The organism is Nitrospira tepida (genome assembly GCF_947241125.1).
Taxonomy (GTDB): Bacteria; Nitrospirota; Nitrospiria; order Nitrospirales; family Nitrospiraceae; genus Nitrospira_G; species Nitrospira_G tepida.
In genome coordinates this window covers 1,419,958-1,443,405 of sequence record NZ_OX365700.1, presented here as the reverse complement: position 1 = coordinate 1,443,405, position 23,448 = coordinate 1,419,958, and the positions used below count along the sequence as shown (strand labels likewise).

Sequence of the window (23,448 nt, the reverse complement as noted above, 5' to 3'; positions counted from 1 at the left end):
CCGCCGCATGAATTTTCACCAGACAACGGAGTGCTGACACGCCAACTCTACCCGCTTGACGACTGACCAATGACGACTGACGCGGCCTTACCTTACTTTGACCACGTAATAGTTGAACGGCGCCGACACTTCCTTGAACCAATGAGGGACCCCGTTGGGGATGATGACCACGTCGCCCGGCACCAACCGCCTGGTCTCCCCGCCTGTGACCGAGCTGCCGCGAAGCTCGTGCGGCGCGATCGGTTTCGTCCCGACCGGCTCCCCACCGGTCACCAACGTGGCGGTCCCTTCCAGGACATAGACGATGTCCGTGTCGAGCTCATGGATCTCCACCAAGCCGGGCCTGTCGCGATGGCTGGCATGCACCATATAGTTCCGGGCCGCGTGCATCATCGTTTCGTCCTCGCCCACCAGCACGGCTCCGTTTCGAAACGCGGCGGAGACCTGCCGGCTTTCGATATAGGTGACGGGCAGCGGAGTCTGCGTTTCACCTATCTTGTCTCTTGCGAGGTCCATTGATTCCAATGATTGCGCGCCAGCCATCGCGAGGTCTTCATCTTGCTGCGCGCTGGCCGCGCCGCTCACCCCGATCGCGCCGACTACCTTCCCTTCCCATTCGAGCGGAATGCCGCCTTGAAGCGGGGTGAAATTCTGAAGATCGCCCCCCAACGTCACCATCGACGTCCGCCCGCTCTTGATGGCCTCCTCGAAGGCCTTGGTCGGCTTCTTGAAGAGCGCGGCGGTCCGCGCCTTGCCGATCGCGATATTCGCGCTCGCCGCAAAGGTTTGGTCCAAGCGCTCCAAGGCCAGAAGGTTGCCGCCGTCATCCACGACGGCGATGGAGCCACCCGGCGCCTTGAGGCGGCTGGCTTCGGCCCTCGCGGCAGCGATGACTTTTTTGGCCCCTTCGAGAGTCAGCCCTCGTCTGTCGGCTACCGATTCGGCATGAGCGGTCGAACCCACCATGACCATCAGCAGTGCTCCTGTTGCCGCGTTGAGGTACTTCATGACGACTCTCCTCTCTCCTCTTTCACTTCTCATTTATCATCGGATTTCAAAAATGACCCCGCGACCGCCGCCCCCGCCTTGGCAATCGCTTCGTCCTGCTGCGGCGTTTCGCCGCTAACTCCGATCGCGCCGATCACCTTGCCTTCGACGATGATCGGCACGCCCCCTTGCAACGGTACAGCTCCATGCAGGGCCAGAGCCGCCACGCGACCGTCGCGCACCTGATCTTCGAAGACTTTGCTCGGTCGCCGGAAGATGGCGGCGGTCCGTGCCTTGTCGATGCCCACGTTCACGCTGGCAACCTGCGTATCGTCCAGCCGTTCGAGCAGCAACAGGCTTCCTCCGTCATCCACCACCGCGATCACGACCCTGGCCCCTTCCGCTTTCGCCCGAGTCTCCGCCGCGGCGACGATCTTCTTGGCTCCCTCAAGCGATAGCGTCCTTTTCTCGATCACCTGCGCCTGCACCGAGAGCGCACCGAGGACCGTGGTACTTGCCAGGACGAGCTGTAGCATCAGTTTCATGGCCATTCTCCTTCTCACAGCATCACGTCCATTGATCCGGCTGGGACGGTTCGATCTTTCCCCCATCCCAGCCGGTTGAAGGCGGTATCACCGTCCCATCGCCATGCCGTCGTGCTTCATGCTGTCATGCTTCATGCCGCCCTCGGCCCGCATGCCGTTCTCAAAGCCGGCCATCGCGATCGGCTTGGGAAAGGACGCCTCGCCGAGCAGCGCCTCGGCCCAGGCACACCAGATCTGGACCTTCGCCACGTCATGCACGTAGGGTGGAATCGTGATCGTGCGGTTCTCCTTCTCGCCGCCCAATAGGCCGCCTTTGATCTTCAGGCGGTTGAGCAGATAGACATTGCCCTTGGAATCCACGACCTGCCAGTGGGGAGCCGGCGTGTCCGGAATCTTGAAGTCCTCCGACCAGGTCAAGGTGTCCTGGTTCCCCTGCCGGCCGTGCGTGGCCGTTCCGCTGTTGGCCTTGGCCCCTTCGAATTTCGAGGTGGTATGCGCGTCGGCGGCAAACGCAGGCACGGCGCCCATCAAGGTGAAGGCACAGACGGCTGCACAGGCCGCCACGGAACCCATTGTCGAGATACGGTCCTTACGCATGGATCTCCTCCTTGTGTGAGTGTGTCGGTTCGTCTCGCGAGCCCTGCACCTCCGTGCCCGACTCGCCCATGACGCCCCTGTAGTCCGCAGCCCACCCCCGTCCTTACAGTTGCCACACTGGAGATCCAGCACTGTGATGCCCCGTTCATCCGCACGATTCATGAAATTCATTGTGGGCGGTTCGGCCTTGGGCTATCTGTACTGGAGGCGGCGGTTCCCGGCGCCTGCGAGTTCCCATTCACATTGGAGGAGGTTGTCGATGCGTCACGTTGCAATCCCCGTCGTGGCACTGTCGTGTCTGTTTGGATTTGGCTCGCTGGCTCTCGCTGATGAGCCCATGGACCTTGGAACCCCTATGGCGCCAGAAATGGGTCAGATGGCCGACGAGATGAAGGCTCATCAGGACAATATCCAGGCTCAGAAGGAGCAGATGAAGAGCGAGGTCAAGTCCAAGAAGGAGCGGATGAAGGCCGAGCAGAAACACAAGAAGGAGGCGGCCACAGCCGAGAGGAAAAAGGCGGCCAAGGCCGCCGATCGCGTCAAGGACCATCAGAAGCAGATGAAGGCTCATATGAAAGCCAAGAAGCAGAAGGCCCACTCCAGCGCCAAGGAAGCGGCCGAGGCACTCAAGCACGAGGGCGAGGGGATGAGGCAGGATCTGCCCGTGATCGTCCAGTAGTCGCAACCAGTCCGAGACCTGTTCGGCATGCACCGGCCTGCGGAGGCATCCGGCCTTCGCAGGCCCTGTTGTCTTGCGCAAAGACCGTTCGTCCTCTCTGCTGGAGCCCTCCTTCGCCGGCCCCGTAAGAACCGTCCTCCCGCTCCGACTCATCTGCAGGAGGACCTGCGATGACCACCGCGGGGGACCCCAACACTGAGACGATCGTTCGCATCGACAAGATCGAACCGGCGGAGTGGGCGGCTCAGGCTGACCCCGTTCAGGCCACGCCACGGGCCCGGCCCGACAGCCGCACCTATCGCCACACAGCGCCGGTGCGACTCAGCCATTGGGTGAATGTCGCCTGCCTGTTCGTCTTGATCGGAAGCGGGCTTCAGATTTTCAACGCGCATCCCGCCCTGTATTGGGGCGATCGTTCGGACCGTGACGAACCGTTTTTGGCCATGCGGGCGGTCAGGTCCGATTCCGGGGAGCCCCGCGGCATCACCACCATTCTCGGGCATGAATTCGATACAACCGGCCTGCTCGGCTATTCGGGAGGCCGGGCGCGTGGCTTTCCAGCCTGGGCCACGATTCCCGGGCCGCAGTGGCTCGCCATGGGCCGCCAGTGGCACCTGTTCTTCGCCTGGCTCTTTGTCGTCAACGGTCTGATCTTCTGGGCTTACGGATGGCTCAGCCGGCACTTCACCCGCGACGTGATCCCGCAGGGCCGTGACCTGCGCATGATCGGGCGCGCGGTCCGAGACCATCTACGCCTGAAGCATCCGACCAGCGAGGACGCGAAGCACTACAACGTGCTTCAGAAGCTGGCCTACGCGGCGGTGATTCTGGGACTGGGCCCCCTGATCGTGCTGACGGGCCTGACCATGTCGCCCACAATCGACGCGGCAGCGCCCTGGTTGCTGGACCTCTTCGGCGGCAGGCAAAGCGCCCGGACCCTTCATTTCCTGGCCTGCTTTGCCTTCGTCGGCTTCATCGTCATCCACGTCTCGCAAGTCATCCTCACGGGACTCGTCAACAATCTCCGTTCCATGATCACCGGCTGGTATCGACTTCCGGAAGAGGAGCAGATCCATGATCTTCGACACACCACTTGATCGGCGGCGCTTTCTCACCCACAGCCTCAAGGCAGCCGGTGTTTTTGCACTTGCCGGCTGCGACGGGCTTTCCGGCCAGGAGGGGGTGCGCAGGTTTCTGGGCAAGACGGAACGGCTGACGGACCATATCCAGCGGGCGCTCACGCCGAAGCAGGCCATGGCCAAGGAATATCGGGAGGCCGACCTGTCGGCCGTCTTTCCCGCCAACGGCAACACCGACCCCAACAATCGGCTCTACGATGCGCTCGCCGCCGATGATTTCAGGGACTGGAGGCTGATGGTGACCGGGCTGGTGGAGAGGCCTGTCAGCTTTTCCCTGGAGGAATTGAGGGCGCTGCCCTCCCGCACGCAAATCACGCGACACGACTGTGTCGAAGGCTGGAGCGCGATCGGCAAATGGACGGGCGTCCCCTTGCGGGAGATCATGGAACAGGTGCAACCACAACCGTCCGCCAGCTATATCCTGTTCCATTGCGCCGATCTGGACGAGGACAACGTGCCCTATTACGAGAGCATGGCGCTGGAAGACGCCTACCATCCGCAGACCATTCTCGCCTATGAGATGAACGACCGGCCCTTGGACGTCCCTCATGGCGCGCCGCTCCGGCTCCGCTTCGAGCGACAACTCGGATACAAGCACGCGAAGTACCTGATGGGACTGGAAGTGACCGACAGCCTGGCCGGCTTCGGTGGGGGCAAGGGTGGCTACTGGGAGGACCAAGGGTACGAATGGTACGCGGGCATCTGACAGGATGCTGAAAGGCCCGTCTGGCGGGTGATCGCGGCGTCCCAAGCTCTCATCATGCGTCAAGCGTCAGTCGTCTGGGGCAAGGAAAACATAATACCGGGCTTCGAACACCGTCACGGTTGACGATTGACGAATCACGATTGTCGTCCCCTCGCCCTTTTGAGGATCCTGCGCGACACACATATCGGCTTCACGTTAGCACCTTATGCGCCGCCTGGCTTGCCGCAGAAGATGCAGCGCCGGCGGTTGGCATGGTGCAGCTTGGGACAGGCCAATTCTTCATCTGCTTGATGTACCCACGTGAACAGCGCGGCAGCCGCCAACATTCCCGATAACGGCGCGACGAAATAGACCCACAGGGAGAAAAACAGGTGGGCGACCATCGCCGAGGCCAAGCTGCGCGCCGGGTTCATGCTCATGCCCGACAGCGGCGCCTCCAGGGAAATATACAGCGCGACCAGACAGCCGGCGCAGACGCCCGTCCAAGAGGCCAGGGTCTTATGGTTGGAGAGGGTCAACACGGCGAGCATCAATCCACAGGAGATCACGGTCTCTGCCGCAAACGCGACGATCGGCCCCGAATCGCCGGGAACCGTCACCACATAATTCACCGCCGGATCGGCGAGGTACGTCCCACCGACCAATGCTGCCAACGCAAGACCCAGCCATCCTCCGACAAACTGGGCCAGAATATAGAAGGCCGCGTCTGTCGGCCGCACTTTCCCCAGCCTCATGAACGTCAGGGTCACCGCCGGATTCAAATGGGCGCCGGACTGTTTGCCCCAGGGGGAATAGATGATTCCGATCGCGGTCAGTCCCATAGCCAGGCCGATCAGGACGCGGCGGGCGATCGGATCGGGAAGTGCCTGGTGAAACGGCGAGCCGGGATACTCCAGCAGGCTCGTGACTGCGGCTGCCGAGATCATGAAGAGCCCCAGCCCGGCTGCCTCCATGAGGTACTCGGGCCAATGTTGGCACACCATCCGACCAACTGACGGTGCCGTGGCTGATCCGGACGGGCGGACGGCCAGATCAGGGACAACCTCGGTCGTCCCGTTCATCTCATGTGCTCCTGGGTTCGATGGGCAACGCGCGGCCGGCTGACTGAGGCTGGCCCAACGGGGGAATAGCCGACCTCCTCACTAAGGTTTCTCACCTGCCCCTGAGCCAGATCGAGATAGAAGGCATAGTCCGGTTCGGCGTAGTGCTCGGCAATCACGCGGACGACTCGCTCCACTTCATGCCTATCACCGGCGGTGTGGGCCAGCGAGCCGGCCCGAGCCAAGCAGGTCGCCGCGACCGCCTTGGGATCGATCGCTGTTCGAACCGGCGGCACCGCGACCAGCGAGCGCAGTAGCCACGGAATGGCCGCGAGAGCCGGCTGCTCTTCCAAGGCCGCGCGATGCAATTCATCGGACAACCGGCGCAGATGGTCGCGGTCCTGGGTTGTCCGGCAGACCTGATGCCGGTGCCACAGGCTGGTCATGGCCCGATCCTGGTCCGGCGTGGCAGTCGGGATCTGGCAGCCGGCACAAGACAAACCGAGGAGGAGCAGCATCAGTCTCATGCCGGGGAGTCGAAATTGCCGGAACGTTCTTACAAAGTCATAGGAGCCTATGCTGGGAGGGACAAGAGATGAAGCGAGTGAGACGGCTGGCGGCACTACGCGGCAAGGGAGAGCGGTTTTCGACGCCCGGTCCGTAATCGCCCGGCAACGGGACGGTCACAGCCCGTCCATTCCCGTACCGGGTAGCGCATCCGCCGAGGACGGTCGGCCTCTCCCGCCGGCTCACAGAGGATTTCTTCCACGACCTCGCCGCACCCGGCGCAATGCCACCGGGTCACGCGCAGCGTGAGGTGTTCGTCAACACTGTTGAATGGCGGGTCTGGGATCATAGCTTGGCGGCACTGATCACAACGCATCGAAACCTCCTCCGGTTCTGATGGCGATTGGTCTCGCCGGCAACCGAATGCTTACAGAGGGCATCGCGCCGCCCGGCGAGGCTGGAGCACCTGATTCCTTCAGGACCGGAGACTGGTGCGGGCAGGGACAACACAACCGATTGGATGCTGGGGCTGGGCGTTCCCTACGGCTGCACCTGAGCATGCTCGATCTTGGTAACATGAGATCGACAGGCCGTCGCCAGTTCACGGGGATCCGCCGCAAGCCGCGTCGGAGGCTTTTCAACATACCGATCAAGCGTGGAGGGAAGAAAGGTCGTACGGTCTGACTCGTGCAACACCGCCTGGTGGAGCAGATCCGCCTGCCGGCGGGCTGTATCCAAATCCCGGCTGGTCATGCAACGCGTATAGGCCTTCCAGAGGTGATCGAACTGAGAGGGATCAATCGCGGGCCCGGGCGTAGAGGACGAGGAAGTTTGGCATCCCGCTGAGAAACACAGCGCCAACACCAACCACCATTCCGATTTCGGAATTCTGCTGCGTGCCATAAGCTCGCCTGGGGATTGAGATCAACTTGTGAGGCTTTTCTGAGTATCACATCCTGACGGCAGGCGCAAGAGCCATTATCGGCGACCGGCCTCATGGACGCCGGCACACGACCACGATTGCCTGGTTGCAGTAAGAACTGGATCAGCTAGGATCGGCGGGACCGCCGGGTGGCCGTTCGCGCTCGGGCGGTGCCCGCGGCTGGCTTGCGCGTGATCGGTCTGGTCGCCCGGGATGGCGACAGGTCTTCGAGCAGCGCCCGCAATGGTTCAGCCACCGACCAGGCCTGGGCCACACAGCCCCGAGGTAGATGCGGCGGGTCTGCATCGAAGATTTCCGAGACTTGACCGAGGCAGCATTCCTCCAGATGTTGCTCCAAGCCCTGGAGCAGCTTCCGGCCCTGCCGCCTCGTCCCCTCGTTCCGACCATACACGTTCATCCAGGCGGTGACGAAGGGACCGAGCAGAAAGGGCCAGACGGTCCCTTGATGGTACGCTCCGTCTCGCTCGACGACCCCTCCTTCATAATGGGGGCGATACTGCGGATGGTGCGTGGCAAGCGTGCGAAGCCCGACCGGGGTCAGCAAACGCTCCTGGACGATGCGCACGACGCGCCGTTGTTGCTCCTTGGTCAAGAGTTTGCCGGTCAAGGCCACCGCGTAAATTTGGTTTGGTCTCAGCGAGGCGTCGTCTCCACCTTCGCCGTCGACCACATCGTAGAGATACCCGCCCTCCTCGTACCAAAACCTGGACCGGAACGATCTGCTCGCCAGCGCACAGTCCCGGCGACAGCAAGCGGCGAACTCCGGCTCGTCGAACTTCGTCCCCAACCACGCGCCTATTTCAAGCGCCCGGACCCAGAGGGCCTGGATCTCGACCGGTTTGCCGCTTCGCGGGGTCACGACCCAATCGCCCACCTTCGCATCCATCCAGGTGAGCTGGACTCCCGGCGCCCCTCCGGTGATCAGTCCATCCGCGTCCATTCTGATCCCGTACCTCGTCCCGGTTCGATAGCCGTCGATGATCTGCTTGACCCCCGGCCAGGCCACGAGCCGGACGAACTCCTCGTCCTTGGAGTAGAAGAGATAGCGGTCCGCCGCATGCACGTACCAGAGGGAAGCATCGACCGTGTTGTACTCCGGCTGCTCGCCGGCGTCGGGAAACCGATTCGGGATCATCCCCTGTGAAATATGGTCGGCAAAGGCCTGCAAGACCTGTCGCGCTGTGCCATACCGCCCCGTCACCAAGCAGAGGCCAGGCAACGAAATGAAGGCGTCCCGTCCCCAATCGGTAAACCAGGGATAGCCTGCGATGACCGTCTGTTGCTCGCCTCGTGCGGAGATGAAGGCCTCCGTGGCGCGCCACAGCCGTCTCACCAAATCATCGCCGGCCGGTGCTTCGCTCGCCACCAACTCGCGGCGGCGGCGTTCGGCCTCCAGCAACTCCGGCATCTCCAATGCGCCGACCGGCTCGGTGGTGAACGCCAGCCATGCCTGACCGGTTTCGCGCAAGTCCAAGCGGAACTCGCCCGGCGACCACCAATCCTCCTCCCCGTCGAGGCCGCGCGTTTGCTCAACCGGAAACTGCACCCGGTAAAACCACTCCGGCTGATGGGAATATTCGCCGCCATGGTGCGCGTGGACCGCGGGGAGATCCGAATAAGGACGCCATGACACCAGTCCTTTCTCCGCCTGCGCCTCCGATTGCAGCGCCGAATTGGCATGGTGTGTCGCATGGTAATCGCGGCCCGACAGCATCGGGCGCACCTTGAGAACGACGTTCCGAGAGCCCTCAGCCACCCGCCAACGGACCACGACCAGATCTCTTCCCCGGATACCAACAATTTCCCTGGTCATTCGAATCCCGGCGACCTCATAGGTCCAGGTCGGCCAGGGATCTGAGATGAAACCTGAACAGAATCGATACCCCTCGGGATACACGGCCCCTGGATAGAGCGTGGATGATAGAGGCAGGTGGCTCTCACCAACCTCCGCCCATTCTTCAAGATGGTTGACGAGCACGACTCGATCGACCGGCGGTCTCCGAGCGGTCAACAGGAGAGCATGGTACCGTCTCGTATTCGGTCCCGCGACCGTTCCGGAGGCGAACCCGCCGAGGCCGTTCGGTTCAAGCCATTCAAGGCTGAGCGCGCGTTGGAGGTCTTGGCAGTCTACGGCTGCGATTCGCCCGGTCTTCATCCGCTCACCTTCCCGTCGCGCTGAGGCTGAATAAGGATGTCTTCATGAATGCTGAGTGCGAGGCTTCCTCATTCCCCTGATTGCTGGATCAGCTTGGCCACGAGCCCCGTCCAGCCGGTCTGGTGAGAAGCTCCGATGCCCGCCCCATTGTCCCCGTGGAGGTATTCATAGAACAGAATCAGATCGCGCCAATGGGGGTCGGTTTGGAAGAGGTCCGCGCCGCCGTACACTGGCCGTTGCCCCTTGGCGTCCCGCAGGAAGGTCCTCACCAGCCGCCGCGACAGTTCTCCCGCCACCTCCCACAACGTCACGAGACGTCCTGATCCTGTGGGACATTCCACTTTGAACTGATCGCCGAGGAAATAATGGAATTTCTGAAGGGACTCGACCAACAGATAGTTCACCGGGAACCAGACCGGACCCCGCCAATTCGAATTCCCCCCGAACAGGCCCGTGCTCGACTCCGCCGGTTCATAATCGACCCGATGTTCCACGCCCATCATGGAGAAGACGTAGGGATGTGCGCGATGGTACTGCGACAGCGCCCGCACGCCGTGAGGGGACAGAAACTCCTGCTCATCCAACATGTAGCGCAGGACCTTCTTCAGACGGGTCCGATTGACCAACGACAGAAACCGCCGGACTTCCCCGTCCTCGGACTGTGTTTCGACGTGCGAGGCGAAGTCGGGCCGGTTCTCCATGAACCATTGCATGCGATGCTTGAATCGCGGCAATTGGTCGATCAGTTCGGAATCCAGTGTCTCGACGGCAAAGAGCGGGATCAGGCCGACCATGGACCGCACCTTCAACGGCAGGGTCCGTCCGTCCGGCAGATGGAGCACATCGTAGAAAAATCCGTCTTCCTTGTTCCACAGCTCGATGTTCTCGCCGCCGATATGGTTCATCGCCCGGCAGATGTAGACGAAATGCTCGAAGAATTTGCTCGCCACGTCCTCATAGGCCCGGTTGTCGCGCGCCAGCTCCAGCGCGATCGCGAGCATGTTCAGGCAGTACATGCCCATCCAGCTCGTGGCGTCGGATTGTTCGATGTGGCCACCGGTGGGGAGCGGCGCGCTGCGATCGAACACGCCGATGTTGTCCAGCCCGAGGAACCCGCCTTGAAAAATATTCTTACCTTCGGCGTCCTTCCGATTCACCCACCAGGTGAAATTCAAGAGCAGCTTATGGAACACACGCTCCAGAAACGTCCGGTCCCCCACTCCCGTCCGCTTCTTTTCGATCTTATAGACGCGCCAAGCCGCCCAGGCATGGACGGGCGGATTGACGTCGCCGAACGCCCACTCGTACGCGGGAATCTGCCCGTTGGGATGCATATACCACTCGCGCAACATCAGGATGAGTTGGTCCTTCGCAAATTTCGGGTCCACCAAGGCGAGCGGGATACAGTGGAAGGCCAGATCCCAGACGGCATACCAGGGATACTCCCATTTATCGGGCATCGAGATCACGTCCGCATTGTAGAGATGCGTCCAGTCCGAGTTGCGGCCCCTCAGGCGGCTCGCGGGCGGCTCCGGGCCGGCAGGGTCGCCTTTCAACCACCGTGCGAGGTCATAGTGATAAAACTGCTTGCTCCAGAGGAGGCCGGCAAAGGCCTGGCGCTGGACCCGCTTGGCGTCATCGGACAGGCCGGGCGGAGCCAACTGCGCGTAGAAGTCGTCCGCTTCGGCTTTTCTCTCCGCCAACATAGTCGTGAAGAATGGCTCGGTCACGGTTTCGTTGGACGATTGATCGGTGAACCGCAAGCGGATCGTCTTCGTTTCACCGGCCCCCAACGTGAACGTGTAATGAGCCGCCACCTTCGAGCCCACGTGATCGGGATTCACCGCTTCCTTCAATCCCCGCACCACATAGTCGTTGATCCCATCTTTGGCGTACCGCGGGCCGTCGTCATCTCCCCACAGTCGTCTGGCATTGGTCTCGTTTTCGGTGAACAGGAGCGGCGGCTCGCCCTGGCAGAGGAGGCGTCGAAACCCATAGTAATCATGGGTCAGCTCGACCACGCTCATATCGTGGATCGGCTCCCCCTGTCGGAGGCGAGGCCGGCGCACATCCAAGCCCCATGACCAGGTATTTCTGAACCACAGGGTCGGAAGCACCGTGATTTCCGAAGTCTCAGGACCGCGGTTCACCACTTCGATCTGCACAAGAAGATCCTCCGGAGAAACCTTGGCGTACTCGACGATCACATCGAAATACCGGTTGCCTTGAAACACACCCGCATCCAGCAACTCGAATTCCGACTCGCGGCGTCCGCGCCGGCGATTCTCCTCGACCAGACGGGCGTAGGGAAACTCGGCCTGAGGATACTTATAGAGCCATTTCATGTAGGAATGGGTGGGCGTGGAGTCCAGATAGAAGTAGTATTCCTTGACGTCCTCCCCATGGTTGCCTTCGTTGCCCGTTAAGCCGAACGCCCGTTCCTTCAAGATCGGATCGCGTCCGTTCCATAAGGCCAAGGCGAAACAGATCCATTGATGGCGATCGCAGAATCCGGCCAGCCCGTCCTCGTTCCATCGATAGGCGCGGGAACGGGCATGATCATGGGGGAAATGCTCCCACGCCGTTCCATTCGGACTATAGTCCTCGCGGACCGTGCCCCACGCCCGTTCGCTCAGGTAAGGACCCCACCGTTTCCAATGTTTGATCCGTTTGGCATCTTCCATCAAGCGCAGATCCTCAGCCGTCTGGCCGGGTGGAGGCAGGGAACCAGCTTGTCGAGTCTTTTTCATCGGATGCCCCGTCGGTGTGAAGTGGATTTCTCTACTCTAAGCTCTCCGGTTCGGTCATTCCAAGCCTTGAAAATACAGATCCTCTTGGCAGGCATCGCCCACCTATCAAGGTGGTTTCCGGCCGCGGCCCGATGGGCGCGCCGGGGTTGGCCGCAACCGCTCACCACAAACGATGTCCTCGTCGGACGGTAAACGGACAGGGTGCCGATCCGGCTCAATTGGTCAACGAGAGAAAATAGCTGGTTCCAGGTACAGCCGGGAAGCCTGGTGATGAGATCGTCGAATTCGAGCGACCCCTCTTCGGCCAAGACGCCGATAAGCGCCGCGCGCAACGGCGTCGATTCGCCCTGCATGAAGACGGCTCCTTCCGTTGACGCAACAACACAGGTCCGGATGCCGGTTGGTCGTCAAATATGGGATGGCCTTACAAGGTGGGGCGCACAATCCTCGATCGGACAGGAGTCGTGAGACGGAATGGGCGCAGGCAGCGATTAAGCTTACGCGCCAGAAGGGCAAGGCAGCGAGCAGAGATTCACGGAAGAAGAGGACGCTCCGCGCGGCAGGTCAGCTCCAGGTGACTTGGTCCTGGTTGAGCAGGTAATCAATGACTTCGATACTGTCGCGCATCTGGTTCTGGGCCTTCTCGGACATCGGCACCACGGCCCCGACCAGTTTGCCGCCCTCAAGTTCATCCAACGACGGCATATGCTGAAAGCGGGATTTTTCGAGGTCTGATCGGTAACTCGCCACCCTTCGCCTCCCTGCGACGGTCCCAAGATGGGTTCGGGCTGGACCGTCCTGCTTCTCATATGGTTGATGTCTTGACTAAGCATAGCACAGGGAATTCACATCGTGTGCCAGGGGCGTAAGCTACTGGATTTCAAGTTAAATTTAGGGTCGGATGAATCAACGCTCAGATGAGACCGGCGCGAGCGCTCCGAGGTAGGCAAAATCGTGGACCTTGATCAGTGGACTGTCGGTACGCAATCGGAAATCGTCACGGCTCGGGTCCAGAAAGCCAGGATCGGCTGTGAGGTCGGACCCGTTGCCCAATTCCGGTGCCGGCACCGCAGGCGTTCCGGGACGAACATAGGGCTCACCGGTTTCGGAGAAGGCGTTGTGAGAGAACTGCACCTGGCTGGTCAGGGCCACCACGAATCCGACTTTGTTCAAGCTCACGATATTCCCCGACACCTCGCTCTGCGACCTGGCGAGGAAGGCGGCTGCGCCTCCGTTCTTGACCAGCGTGTTGGCGATCACAACGGCGCGGGCTTGATCCGTCACCACCACGGCCTCGAACAATTGGCGGGTGATCAGATTGCGCTCCAACCGCACGACGCTCTTCCCCGCAATGTTGACCCCGTGGTCATTGTCGTGAATCACGTTCCCGATCAGCAGCGCTTGCGAATCGGCAAACTGCACGCCGGTGGTTTCGCTGCCGCCGATCTGGCAGCGTTCGATCCGGACATCCTGGACCTGCTGGCCGAACAGCATGCCTCTGACCTTGAGATCGTGGAGCACTAGCCCCTTGCCGTTGAAGATCCCCACGGCATGCCCGCCATGCTCATTGATGGTCATGCCGCTGATCTCAATGTTGGTGGCGCCATAGGGCCACTTCCCGATGTGCAACACGCCGACCCGATCCTTGCCGAGGATCGTCACCGTATCGATCCCCTCGCCGATGAGCTTGAGATCCTCCTTGCTGTGAATGGTCACATCTTCCGGATAGACGCCGGCTTTGATCCGGATCGTATCCCCCTTGCCGGCGACGTCCAACGCCGCTTGAATCGAACGAAACTCGCCGCTACCGTCCAAGGCTACGACGATCGTGCGCGGGTCGCGTTGCTCCTGCGGCAACTCCCCCTCCCCAAGGGCCGGCGTCCCGGCTGTGCTTATCCACCAGGCGATGACTGCAATAATGATTCTGCACGGCGTCATACCAGCCTCTTACAGGCCCGCGCCCGGAGAAGTCAACGAGCGCCCTGGCAAGAATTGTCGGACTGGGAGGCGCATGGTATTCTCGCCGCGTGATCCTCGTGGGCCTGACAGGCGGGGTGGCGACCGGCAAAAGCACCGTCGCACGAATGTTTCATCAATGCGGCGCTTCTATCATCGACGCCGACCTCTTGGCCAGGCAGGTGGTGGAACCGGGACGACCGGCCTGGCGCGATGTCGTCAAGGCCTTTGGACGCGGCATTCTCAGGCCGGACCGGACCATCGATCGGGCGGCTCTCGCCGGAATCGTTTTTGCCGACTACCGGAAGCTCAGGCGGCTCGGGGCGATCATTCACCCGCGCGTGGCCAGGGAGCAGGCCAAGCACGTTCGAGCCATCGTCGAAAAACATCCTCATGCGGTCATCATTTATGACGCCCCCGTGCTGGTCGAAGCCGGCGCCCATGAGCGAATGGATCGGTTGGCGGTGGTCACGGCACGGCGTGACACGCAAATCGCCCGCCTCCGGCGGCGGAACGGGTTCAGCCGCGCCGAAGCCTTGCGGCGCATCCGATCCCAAATGCCCCTGAGCCGAAAGCGCCGGCTCGCAGACGACGTCATCGACGGAGATCGGCCGCTGGCCGAGCTCCGCCGCCAGGTTGCCCGCTTGTTTCGCACCTATTCGGCCATGGCCTAGCGCGAGGCGCTTGACCTCGCACGATCACCCGAGCCCGAGCGATGCAGCCGTTGGATCTGGTGTGTTAGAGTGCCGGCATGCGTCAGGTCGTCATCATCGGCTCCGGCCCCGCCGGCCTCACGGCCGCCCTGTACACGGCGCGAGCCAATCTGTCCCCGCTGTTGATCGAAGGTTGGCAAGCGGGCGGCCAACTCACGACCACCACCGAGGTGGAAAATTATCCCGGTTTTGCCCAGGCGATCATGGGGCCTGACCTGATGAAGGCGATGCGGGCCCAGGCCGAGCGGTTCGGCACGGAGTTTCTCACCGGCGACGTGACCTCGGTGGATCTCAGCCATCGGCCGATCACCCTGACCGTCGATGGGGAGAAGAACCTGACAACCAAAGCCCTCATTATCGCCACAGGCGCGTCGGCCGTTCGATTGGGCTTGCCCAATGAATCGCGCCTGACCGGCCACGGAGTCTCCACCTGCGCCACCTGCGACGGATTTTTCTTTCGGGGTCAGGAGCTGGTCGTGGTGGGCGGCGGCGACAGTGCCATGGAAGAAGCGCTCTTTCTCACGAAATTCGCCACCAAGGTCACCGTGGTACACCGGCGCGACAAACTGCGCGCGTCCAAGATCCTGCAGGAGCGCGCGCAGAAGAACGCCAAAATCTCCTTTCTCTGGAACAGGGTCGTCGAGGACATTCTGGGTACAGGCAAGGTGACCGGCGTGCGGCTCCGGCAGGTGACGACCAATGAGGTATCGGAACTGCCCTGCGCCGGAGTGTTTGTGGCGATCGGCCACAGGCCGAACACCGACCTCTTCAAGGGTCAACTTGAGATGGATGAGAAAGGCTATATCGTGACCCGGAAGGGAACCGCCACGAGCGTCGTCGGTGTCTTCGCCGCCGGGGACGTGCAAGACTCGGTCTACCGTCAGGCCGTCACCGCCGCCGGCTCCGGCTGCATGGCCGCCATCGACTGTGAACGCTGGCTGGAAGCAGCGGGAGATTCCTGATGCGGGTGGCCATCGTCCATTACCACGAGTTGGCTCTCAAGGGACGCAACCGTCCATTTTTCGAGCAGCGGCTGGTCGAGCACCTGCGCGGCGCGCTCAAGGACCTTGGCCTGCGGCAGGTCCAGGCGCTCCACGGTCGCATCCGGGTCGAGCTGGCGGCGGAGACCGATTGGGATGTCGTCCGGGGTCGCCTGGCGCAGGCCTTCGGGTGTACGCACTTCTTCCTGGCCCACGCCGTCCCCATGGACGTCGCACAACCGGACTTGGAACCGGTCAGGACCGCGGCCGCGGTCCTGACCGGCCGCCAAGCCTTCACCACTTTCCGCGTCAGCGCCAAGCGGGCCGACAAGCGCTTCCCCTGGACCTCGATGGACATCGAACGGGCGGTCGGCGAGCACGTCTGCGCGACGACGGGCAAGAAGGTGAAGCTGAAAGCGCCGGACCTGACGATCTATATCGAGCTGGCATCGAAGGAAGCCTATGTGGCGGTCGAGCGACATGCGGGACCGGGTGGCTTACCAATCGGAGTCAGCGGCAAGGTGGCTTGCCTGTTCTCGGGGGGGATCGATTCCCCCGTCGCTTCTTACCGCATGATGAAGCGCGGCTGCCGGGCCATGTTTGTTCATTTCCATGGCAGGCCGTTCGTGAGCCGCGCGTCGGAGGAGAAGGCCCGCGATCTGGTCAAGATCCTCACGCCCTACCAACTCGTCTCTCGCCTGTATCTCGTTCCGTTCGGCGAGATCCAACGACAGATCGTGCTCGGCGCCCCGGCCGCGTTCCGCGTGGTCCTCTACCGCCGCATGATGATCCGGATTGCGGAGGAACTCGCCAGGCGGGAGCACTGTTGGGCCATGGTGACCGGAGACAGCCTGGGGCAAGTGGCGTCGCAGACGCCCCAGAATTTGAGCGTGGTCGAGGAAGCGGCCACCCTTCCTCTCCTGCGCCCGCTCATCGGCATGGACAAGATTGAGATCACCGGCGAGGCGCAAGCCATCGGCACCTTCGAGACCTCGATCGAGCCGGACCAGGACTGCTGTCGCCTGTTCGTCCCGCCCCATCCCAGCACCAAAACTGATCTCGACCACATCCGCAGGATCGAACGACACCTCGATATCGGCGCCCTGACCAAACAGGGCCTGGAGGCCGCCGAGTCCGTCGATTTTGCATTTCCCCGCTAATGACTCTTGTCCAGCTTGGCCAGTTTTGCCCGCACCAATTTGAAATGCGCCTCAAGCTCGCGTTTGACCTCGAGAGCCACGAGCCAGTCCGGCGCCATCGTCTTGGGCTCGACCAGGAGGTCGAACTCCGCCTTGGTGTGGGCGGGAGACCCGTTTGAAGACAGTTTCCATGTGCGCGCATAGCGCTTGAAGTCTCCGCCGATCATGGTGGTCGTCAAGCCCCCGTCCGGCAACACGCGGTTTTCCCCAAGCAACCTCGATTCGCCGGGCAAAATGGGATGCGCAATGAAGACTTCGGTAATCGTGCGATCGGGCATCCGCTCGACTCTTCCGACCCGCATGGACACGTCGAACAGCTCCGGCCAGTGTTCGTAATCGGTGAACAGGGCCTGCACGGCGGCCAGCGAAGCCGGCAGATCAAGGACGGCGTGGGCCCGGACTCCGCCTTTCGGGTCGGTCGTGACGTCGAGGTGCGTGCCGATCGCCGCCACGTCCTCGAGGGCCGCCCCCGCGACTACCGGTCCGTGAAACAAGGCGAGCGCGCACCGGAGCAGCAGCCCTGCCCAGACCGTCACCGGATGCCTCATCGACCCGTCCTCTTCATGCTCCCAACTTCATGAGCGCATCCAGCAGTCGCTGATGGATGCGGCGCACGCGCTCAAGCTGCCCCTTGGCCGGAAACCGCTCATAAAAGCCGTCGGACCGGAACTCCTTGGCCAGCTTCGCCCAGGGCCGCAGCAAGTCGGCAAACGGCTTCGGCGACCGTTGCTGCTCCCAGTCGCTGATGAGTTTCCGGTCGATGATCAGGTCGTCCAGTACGCGGATCAGCGCCTTGAGCGTCACGTCCCGCGTGAACATGTAGCGTTCGTTGTTTCCCCAGACCTCGCCCATGACCTCTTTAGCGCCCTTCAGATAGTCCCGCACGAGGGCATAACAGCGATCGGCCTTCATCCCGAGATGCGACTCCATCCAGCGCTTATGCGCCGTCACGACCTTCAGCAGCTCATTGAAGATCTCCGACTGGAGCACCCACTTTTCCTGCTTGCTGCGCCCGCCCAGCCGGTTGATCTTGTATTGGAGCGGCGAGTCCGCCTCTTCATAGAGCAGGTTCACCACCTTGGCGGTGAACTTCTTTTCCGGGCTTTCCCAGGACACCTTTTCGTACAGATCCACCAGATGCGACCGGTTGATGCGCGTGTGGGTCGAGTTGATAATCACGAACATCTCGGTGGCGAAGTCCGCGCTGCGCCCGTCGAACAGCACGCAGGGCACCTCCACCTGCCCGATTTGATCCGGGTGCTTGTCCTGAAAAAAATGGAGGCCGGCCAATCGGTGCTGGCCGTCGATCACCAGATACTTGCCGCTCGGCTCGCTCAAGTGCCCCAGCGTTTCGTTCCCGTCGAGTTTCTGAAACCGCAGGGTTTCATCGGTGAACAACAGCACGGTGCCGGGGATCATGGGCTGCGTGACGACCGTCTCGTAGAAGTTCACGATCTGCTTGATCTTCTGCCGGTTGAGCAAGCGCTGGAACCCCTTTTCGCTCCGCTCGATGCTCGCGATGAACTTGGCCACCTCATCGTGCTCGGACACTTTTGTTTCCGCAATTTCCTCGCCTTCGAAGTAGTAGCGGCTGGTGAACCGCACCTTGTGCAACAGGTCCTGCGCCTTGTAGGAGATGAAGTAGAACGTGCCTTCCTTTTGGCGGATCCGCGTCGCGAGCATAGTCACTCCTCGTGCTGATTCCGTTCACTGCTTCAGAGCCGCGGCGATCTCGGCCGGCTCCAGTGTATTGACCACATCGGTGACGCTCAGCCCTCCCTTGCGGGCGACGTTCACCCCGAACGGCACGTCCTGCAAACCTTCGACTGCATGGGCGTCGGGATTGATGCTGACCTTCACGCCCTGCGCTTTCGCCGAGGGACAGAGACGCCAGTCGAGGTCGAGCCGGTGCGGGTTGGCGTTGATTTCGAGAATTTTGCCGTGCTCCTTCGCAGCCCGGATCACGCGTGCCATATCGATCCGGTACCCCTCGCGGGAGAGCAGCAGGCGGCCGGTGGGATGCCCGAGCATCGTCACATGCGGATGGGCCAGGGCTCGCACGACGCGGGAAGTCTGCTCCTCTTCCGGTAGATTGAACCGGCTGTGGACGGAGGCGATCACGAAGTCGAACGTGGCCAATACCTCATCCGGATAGTCCATCGTGCCGTCAGCCAGAATATCGGCTTCGATACCCTTCAGAATGAGGATGCCGGAAACCCGCTTGCGCAAGGCGTCGATCGCCGCATGCTGCTCGCGGATGCGGTCTTCCTTCAAGCCGTGCGCATAGAACGCCGACTGGCTGTGATCCGAGATGCCGATATAACGATACCCGAGCCTGCAAGCTTCCTCGACCATCTCCTCCAACGTCGCGGACCCGTCGCTGGCCGTCGTATGGTTGTGAAAGATCCCTTGGATGTCTTGTGAAGTCACCAGATGCGCCAGCTCGCCTCGCTCGGCCGCCTCGATCTCGCCCAACCCCTCCCGCAACTCAGGCTGGATCAAGGGCAGATCCAGCGCGCGATAGAGATCAGCCTCCGTCTCCGCCGGCGGAGACAGGGGTCCCCCATCCTCCTCCAGGTTCCACGTGAGTCGCCGAGCCTCCGCCCGCGCCTTCAGTTGAGTCAGATGCTGGGCACTGCCGGTCTTGGCAAGCAAGAGGTGAGGGGATAGGGACCTGGCGACATGGATCACCAGGGCGAGTCCCAGCGCCGACCGCCCGCGAAGGACAGGCCCCTCCTCCACGAACCGATCGTCCAGGCCATGGGCGGCGAGCGCCTGCCCGACGGAATCCGGCCGATCTGTGGCAACCACCAGCTCGATCGTGTCGGCGATCTCCATCCGACGCCGGAGATCGCCGACCAGATCCACCTGTCTGATGCCGGATGCCGACCGGCAGGCGGCCATGAGCGCCCGTGCCTCCACGATCGCGGTGGCGTAGAGCTGAAACCCCTTCCGTTTTTTGAACTGGAGAATCCCCTGCTTGATCTTGTCCTGCGTTTTCGATCCGAACCCGGGGAGCCCGACCAGCCGGTTCTCGATGCAGGCATACTCGAGTTCCCCCACCGTGGTGATGCCGAGCAGTTGCCATACAGCGAGGATTTTTTTAGGCCCCATGCCGGCGATAGCCCGCATCTCAACCAGCCCGGCCGGTACCGTCCGTTTTAGCTCTTCATAGTAGGCCAACCGTCCCGTCCGCACCAGTTCAGTGAGTTTGTCTGCCAGGGCTTGTCCGATCCCCTTCAACTCACGGATGCGGCCCGTGGCAACCAACTGGACGAGATCCTCGGTAGTTCCCTCAATGGTCCTAGCCGCGTTGTAATAGGCCTGGCTCTTGAACGGACTCTCACCTTTGAGCTCCAGGAGCAATCCAATATCCTCAAGGATCTGCGCGATCTCGCGCTTGGTGGGCGACGCCATGGCGGGGAAATTCTACGCCCCCCACGGAAGTGGCCGCAACTGATCGGCCTATGCTAGGATGCGCCCATCGTGAACTGGCGTCCTGTCATGTTCTTAGTTGCCGTGGTGATCGGAGGCGGATGGACCGCCCTGTTCTTCCTGAGAGCTGTTCCCGACTCGACCTGGGCCCAGGGCATGCCGGAAGACTCGCAGGCCACGACCGAACGGTTTTGCAGCTTCGGCATGGCCAAGGGCGAGAAGCAGCAGAGATGCGAGGTGCCGATTCTGCCGGGCTGCACCGTTGCGAACTTTCCTGGGACGAAGAAGCCCTGGACCACCATTTCCAAGGGCGGGAAGACGACCTGCCAGTTCGACCCCAAGGCCACCGATTGGAAAACCAGGATCGTCGGCGCCTGTACCAAATGCACCTCCTCGCAATGCTCCGTCACGTTCCATGTTCGTTTCACGTGTTCGTAGCGCGCATTATCCATGACTATTCCTCGCGAAAATGCGCTCGGGAGGGACGTCATCCGTCATTCGTCAATCGTGGATTGCTTCTCAGGTTGACGCCTTTGCATGTCCCGGGTGCCGAGCCACCTTCCGGCCGCCCATGTCCCTCAGCAACCGGATCAGACAGGAAGCGCTGGCGCTGGGATTCGACGCGGTCGGGATCGCCCGTGTCCCGCCGGCCGGCCAGGACAGCGGCCGAGACGGCAAGCCGTCGCCATCGGCGTTTCTGTCTCAACTATTCGATCGGCTTCGCACCTGGCTGGATGCCCAGTTTCATGGAACGATGGGATGGATGGCGCGGGACCCCGCTAGGCGGGCCGATCCCACGCAAGTCCTGCCCGGCTGCCGGTCCGTTATCTCGGTTGGTCTGAATTATTTCACCGGCCATCATGCCGACGAACGCCCCGGGCACGGACGGATCGCGCGCTATGCCTGGGGGCGCGACTATCACGAGGTGCTGGGCGTCAAGCTGACCGCCCTCTGCTCCCGCATCCAAGCTCTTGCGCCGGAGTCCCGCTCGATCTGGTACGTGGATACCGGACCGGTGATGGAGAAGGCCTGGGCGCAACAGGCCGGGCTCGGCTGGATCGGCAAACATTCCAACCTGGTCTCCGGGCAGTACGGATCATGGCTGGTGCTGGGCGAAGTCCTGACCACCTTGGACCTGGAACCGGATGAGGCAGGCAGCGACCTCTGCGGGTCCTGCTCGCTCTGCATTAAAGCCTGCCCGACCGGCGCGATCGTCGAACCCTACGTGGTCGACGCAAGGCGTTGCATCTCCTATCTCACAATCGAATACCGCGGCGAGGCCCTAGAGATTCCCGAAGTGCTCCGCCGCGGGATCGGCCATCGCATGTTCGGCTGCGACGACTGCTTGGACGTCTGTCCGTATAACACGCAGGCCTCGGCCACCATGAATGCCGATCTTCAACCCAGATCCTGGACGCTCCGACCCGATCTTGAGGATCTCAGCCGGACCACCAATGGCGACTTCCTGAGACTCACCGACCAGAGCCCGATCCGCCGAACGAAACTTAGGGGCTTCCTGCGGAACGTCGAGATCGCGCGCCGGAACCAGCAGCCATCGTAACGGTCGTCATCGCGAGCCCGGCTCTCTGGTCCCGGGATAGACGCTCGCTTCTCGACGGGGGTATGATGGCGCCAACGGCCGGTCCGTTCACATGAACAGTCCCTGAACCAGACCGGTTTCTTGTCGGCCGGCAAGAGGTCACATGCGGCCACCTCTCCTGCTCATCATCGAGGACGAAGAGCGCATGCGCCGGCTCTTCGAGCTGGTCCTGTCGCCGGAAGGCTACGACCTGCGTCTGGCCAGAAACGGGGAACTGGGTCTGCAACTCCTCGCCGACACTCCCACTCCCGATCTGATCATCACCGACCTCCAATTGGGTTCCGGCATGACCGGCATGCAGGTGCTGGAGTCGGCGAAAGCCTCCTATCCCGACATTCCGGTGCTGATCGTGACGGGGTACGGCACCGTGAAATCGGCCGTGGAGGCCATGCAAAAGGGCGCCTACGACTATATCTCCAAACCCATCGACAACGATGAGCTGAAGATCGTGGTCGCCCGCGCCATCGAGCTCCGGCGCCTCTCCCAGACCCAGCGCGTCATGTATCGGGACCTGGAAAATGAATACGGGTTCGACCGCATGATCAGCCTCTCCCCCCGCATGGCGCAGTTGAAGGCGCTGGCCCGCGACATCGCCAAGACGGATGCGACAGTTCTCATCACCGGAGAAAGCGGTACGGGGAAGGAACTGCTCGCGCGCGCCATCCATCTGGCCGGTCCGCGATCCGGAGGCCCGTTGGTCGCCGTCAACTGCGCCGGCATTCCCGAGCACCTGCTGGAGTCTGAACTGTTCGGCTACGAGAAGGGGGCCTTCACCGACGCCAAACGATCCAAGCCCGGTCGCTTTCAACTCGCCGATCGCGGCACCCTGTTCCTGGACGAGATCGGCGAAATGAGCCTGACCGCGCAGGCCACCCTGCTGCGGGTGTTGGAAACCCGTCTCGTCGAACCGCTGGGCTCGGTGCGAGGCGTCACCGTGGACATCCGCGTGATCGCCGCCACGCACCAGTCGTTACCCGATCTGGTCAAACAGGGGCGGTTCCGCGAGGACCTCTATTATCGTTTGAACGTCTGCCACCTGCACATCCCTCCGCTCCGCGAACGGCCTGAGGATATTCGTCCCCTGCTCGATGCTTTCCTCGAACGATCTCGGAGGGAAAGCGGGACCCCCCTGCGGCGGATTTCCCCCGAGGCCTTGGCGCGCTTGGAGCAATATGAATGGCCCGGCAACGTCCGAGAGCTACGGAACTTGGTGGAATGGCTCACCATCACTTGCAAACGGGACGAGGCCGGATTGGAGGATCTCCCCCCCGCCTGGACGGGCCGCGCCCCGGCCGCCGCACAGGCCGATCCGCGGCCTGGCTCCCTATTGGCCTTCGGCCTATCGGCCGACGAGATGGAAAAACGCTTGCTGCAGGAGGCCCTCGACAAGAGCCGGGGCAACATTTCCGAGGCGGCCCGTTTGCTCAAGATAACGCGGAACACGCTCCGGTACCGGATGGCGAAGTATCAGCTTTCCTAACCCGCATTATTCATGACGGTTCGTCGCGAAATCGTGG

The 23,448-nt window shown here is 62.1% G+C and carries 23 protein-coding genes and 1 pseudogene; 9 read left to right on the top strand and 15 right to left on the bottom strand.

Going from position 1 to position 23,448, the window contains the following annotated elements:
* Positions 1-87: 87 nt before the first annotated feature.
* From QWI75_RS22715 to QWI75_RS06815, 4 genes and pseudogenes are all read right to left on the bottom strand, one after another.
* Complete coding sequence (locus tag QWI75_RS22715; protein ID WP_370693624.1) at positions 88-369, bottom strand: cupin domain-containing protein; 282 nt, start codon at positions 367-369, stop codon at positions 88-90.
* A gap of 153 nt (positions 370-522) precedes the next feature.
* Positions 523-972 (bottom strand): annotated as a pseudogene (locus tag QWI75_RS22710) (GlcG/HbpS family heme-binding protein); the annotation flags it as partial.
* A gap of 65 nt (positions 973-1,037) precedes the next feature.
* Positions 1,038-1,532 carry a GlcG/HbpS family heme-binding protein gene (locus QWI75_RS06820; RefSeq protein WP_289267948.1) on the bottom strand — a complete coding sequence of 165 codons (495 nt, stop codon included), beginning with the start codon at positions 1,530-1,532 and terminating at the stop codon, positions 1,038-1,040.
* Positions 1,533-1,619: 87 nt separating this feature from the next.
* Positions 1,620-2,129 (bottom strand): hypothetical protein, encoded by a 510-nt coding sequence (locus QWI75_RS06815; RefSeq protein WP_289267947.1) that lies wholly within the window; start codon positions 2,127-2,129, stop codon positions 1,620-1,622.
* A gap of 355 nt (positions 2,130-2,484) precedes the next feature.
* Between QWI75_RS06815 and QWI75_RS06810 the strand changes: the two genes are divergently transcribed.
* The 3 genes from QWI75_RS06810 (at position 2,485) to QWI75_RS06800 (ending at position 4,653) form a co-directional block, all read left to right on the top strand.
* The gene (locus tag QWI75_RS06810; RefSeq protein WP_289267946.1) at positions 2,485-2,808 is read left to right on the top strand and encodes a hypothetical protein; all 324 of its coding nucleotides are present in this window, start codon (positions 2,485-2,487) and stop codon (positions 2,806-2,808) included.
* 170 nt (positions 2,809-2,978) lie between these two features.
* Positions 2,979-3,905, top strand: coding sequence for a cytochrome b/b6 domain-containing protein (locus tag QWI75_RS06805; protein WP_289267945.1), 927 nt, complete (start codon positions 2,979-2,981; stop codon positions 3,903-3,905).
* A complete protein-coding gene (locus tag QWI75_RS06800) occupies positions 3,883-4,653 on the top strand; it encodes a molybdopterin-binding protein (RefSeq protein WP_289267944.1) in 771 nt (256 codons plus the stop codon). Before QWI75_RS06805 ends, QWI75_RS06800 begins: the two co-directional genes overlap by 23 nt.
* Positions 4,654-4,856: 203 nt before the next feature.
* On the opposite strand, the gene QWI75_RS06795 is transcribed toward QWI75_RS06800, so the two are convergent.
* From QWI75_RS06795 to QWI75_RS06760, 8 genes are all read right to left on the bottom strand, one after another.
* Positions 4,857-5,714 (bottom strand): MIP/aquaporin family protein, encoded by an 858-nt coding sequence (locus QWI75_RS06795; RefSeq protein ID WP_289267943.1) that lies wholly within the window; start codon positions 5,712-5,714, stop codon positions 4,857-4,859.
* Positions 5,711-6,211 (bottom strand): hypothetical protein, encoded by a 501-nt coding sequence (locus tag QWI75_RS06790; protein ID WP_289267942.1) that lies wholly within the window; start codon positions 6,209-6,211, stop codon positions 5,711-5,713. Before QWI75_RS06790 ends, QWI75_RS06795 begins: the two co-directional genes overlap by 4 nt.
* A gap of 529 nt (positions 6,212-6,740) precedes the next feature.
* Positions 6,741-7,103 carry a hypothetical protein gene (locus QWI75_RS06785; RefSeq protein ID WP_289267941.1) on the bottom strand — a complete coding sequence of 121 codons (363 nt, stop codon included), beginning with the start codon at positions 7,101-7,103 and terminating at the stop codon, positions 6,741-6,743.
* A gap of 146 nt (positions 7,104-7,249) precedes the next feature.
* Positions 7,250-9,298, bottom strand: a complete 2,049-nt coding sequence (locus QWI75_RS06780; RefSeq protein ID WP_289267940.1) for an amylo-alpha-1,6-glucosidase — start codon at positions 9,296-9,298, stop codon at positions 7,250-7,252.
* Between the two features lie 68 nt (positions 9,299-9,366).
* Positions 9,367-12,048 (bottom strand): MGH1-like glycoside hydrolase domain-containing protein, encoded by a 2,682-nt coding sequence (locus QWI75_RS06775; protein ID WP_289267939.1) that lies wholly within the window; start codon positions 12,046-12,048, stop codon positions 9,367-9,369.
* Positions 12,045-12,401: a hypothetical protein gene (locus tag QWI75_RS06770; protein ID WP_289267938.1), complete on the bottom strand. Its 357-nt coding sequence runs from the start codon at positions 12,399-12,401 to the stop codon at positions 12,045-12,047. The genes QWI75_RS06775 and QWI75_RS06770 overlap by 4 nt, the downstream gene beginning before the upstream one ends.
* Positions 12,402-12,612: 211 nt before the next feature.
* Entirely contained in the window at positions 12,613-12,798 is a 186-nt protein-coding gene (locus tag QWI75_RS06765; RefSeq protein WP_289267937.1) for a hypothetical protein, read from the bottom strand.
* A gap of 156 nt (positions 12,799-12,954) precedes the next feature.
* Positions 12,955-13,986: a right-handed parallel beta-helix repeat-containing protein gene (locus tag QWI75_RS06760; RefSeq protein WP_289267936.1), complete on the bottom strand. Its 1,032-nt coding sequence runs from the start codon at positions 13,984-13,986 to the stop codon at positions 12,955-12,957.
* Between the two features lie 89 nt (positions 13,987-14,075).
* Here QWI75_RS06760 and coaE point away from each other — a divergent pair, with 89 nt between their 5' ends.
* The 3 genes from coaE (at position 14,076) to thiI (ending at position 16,857) form a co-directional block, all read left to right on the top strand.
* Positions 14,076-14,678: a dephospho-CoA kinase gene (coaE, locus tag QWI75_RS06755; protein WP_289267935.1), complete on the top strand. Its 603-nt coding sequence runs from the start codon at positions 14,076-14,078 to the stop codon at positions 14,676-14,678.
* 77 nt (positions 14,679-14,755) lie between these two features.
* Positions 14,756-15,679, top strand: coding sequence for a thioredoxin-disulfide reductase (trxB, locus tag QWI75_RS06750; RefSeq protein ID WP_289267934.1), 924 nt, complete (start codon positions 14,756-14,758; stop codon positions 15,677-15,679).
* Complete coding sequence (gene thiI / locus QWI75_RS06745; protein WP_289267933.1) at positions 15,679-16,857, top strand: tRNA uracil 4-sulfurtransferase ThiI; 1,179 nt, start codon at positions 15,679-15,681, stop codon at positions 16,855-16,857. Before trxB ends, thiI begins: the two co-directional genes overlap by 1 nt.
* Here the strand turns inward: thiI and QWI75_RS06740 are convergent.
* Genes QWI75_RS06740 through polX form a run of 3 tightly spaced genes read right to left on the bottom strand, consistent with a single transcriptional unit; the run spans position 16,854 to position 20,313 of the window.
* Entirely contained in the window at positions 16,854-17,444 is a 591-nt protein-coding gene (locus tag QWI75_RS06740; protein ID WP_289267932.1) for an SRPBCC family protein, read from the bottom strand. The two genes, thiI and QWI75_RS06740, sit on opposite strands and share 4 nt — an antisense overlap.
* 13 nt (positions 17,445-17,457) lie before the next feature.
* Positions 17,458-18,579, bottom strand: coding sequence for a DGQHR domain-containing protein (locus tag QWI75_RS06735; protein ID WP_289267931.1), 1,122 nt, complete (start codon positions 18,577-18,579; stop codon positions 17,458-17,460).
* A 24-nt stretch (positions 18,580-18,603) separates the two neighbouring features.
* Positions 18,604-20,313 carry a DNA polymerase/3'-5' exonuclease PolX gene (gene polX / locus QWI75_RS06730; RefSeq protein WP_289267930.1) on the bottom strand — a complete coding sequence of 570 codons (1,710 nt, stop codon included), beginning with the start codon at positions 20,311-20,313 and terminating at the stop codon, positions 18,604-18,606.
* A 69-nt stretch (positions 20,314-20,382) separates the two neighbouring features.
* On the opposite strand from polX, the gene QWI75_RS06725 reads away from it, so the two are divergent.
* The 3 genes from QWI75_RS06725 (at position 20,383) to QWI75_RS06715 (ending at position 23,411) form a co-directional block, all read left to right on the top strand.
* Entirely contained in the window at positions 20,383-20,769 is a 387-nt protein-coding gene (locus QWI75_RS06725) for a hypothetical protein (protein ID WP_289267929.1), read from the top strand.
* A 133-nt stretch (positions 20,770-20,902) separates the two neighbouring features.
* Positions 20,903-21,892: a tRNA epoxyqueuosine(34) reductase QueG gene (gene queG / locus QWI75_RS06720; RefSeq protein ID WP_289267928.1), complete on the top strand. Its 990-nt coding sequence runs from the start codon at positions 20,903-20,905 to the stop codon at positions 21,890-21,892.
* Positions 21,893-22,034: 142 nt separating this feature from the next.
* Positions 22,035-23,411, top strand: coding sequence for a sigma-54-dependent transcriptional regulator (locus tag QWI75_RS06715; protein WP_289267927.1), 1,377 nt, complete (start codon positions 22,035-22,037; stop codon positions 23,409-23,411).
* Positions 23,412-23,448 lie beyond the last annotated feature (37 nt).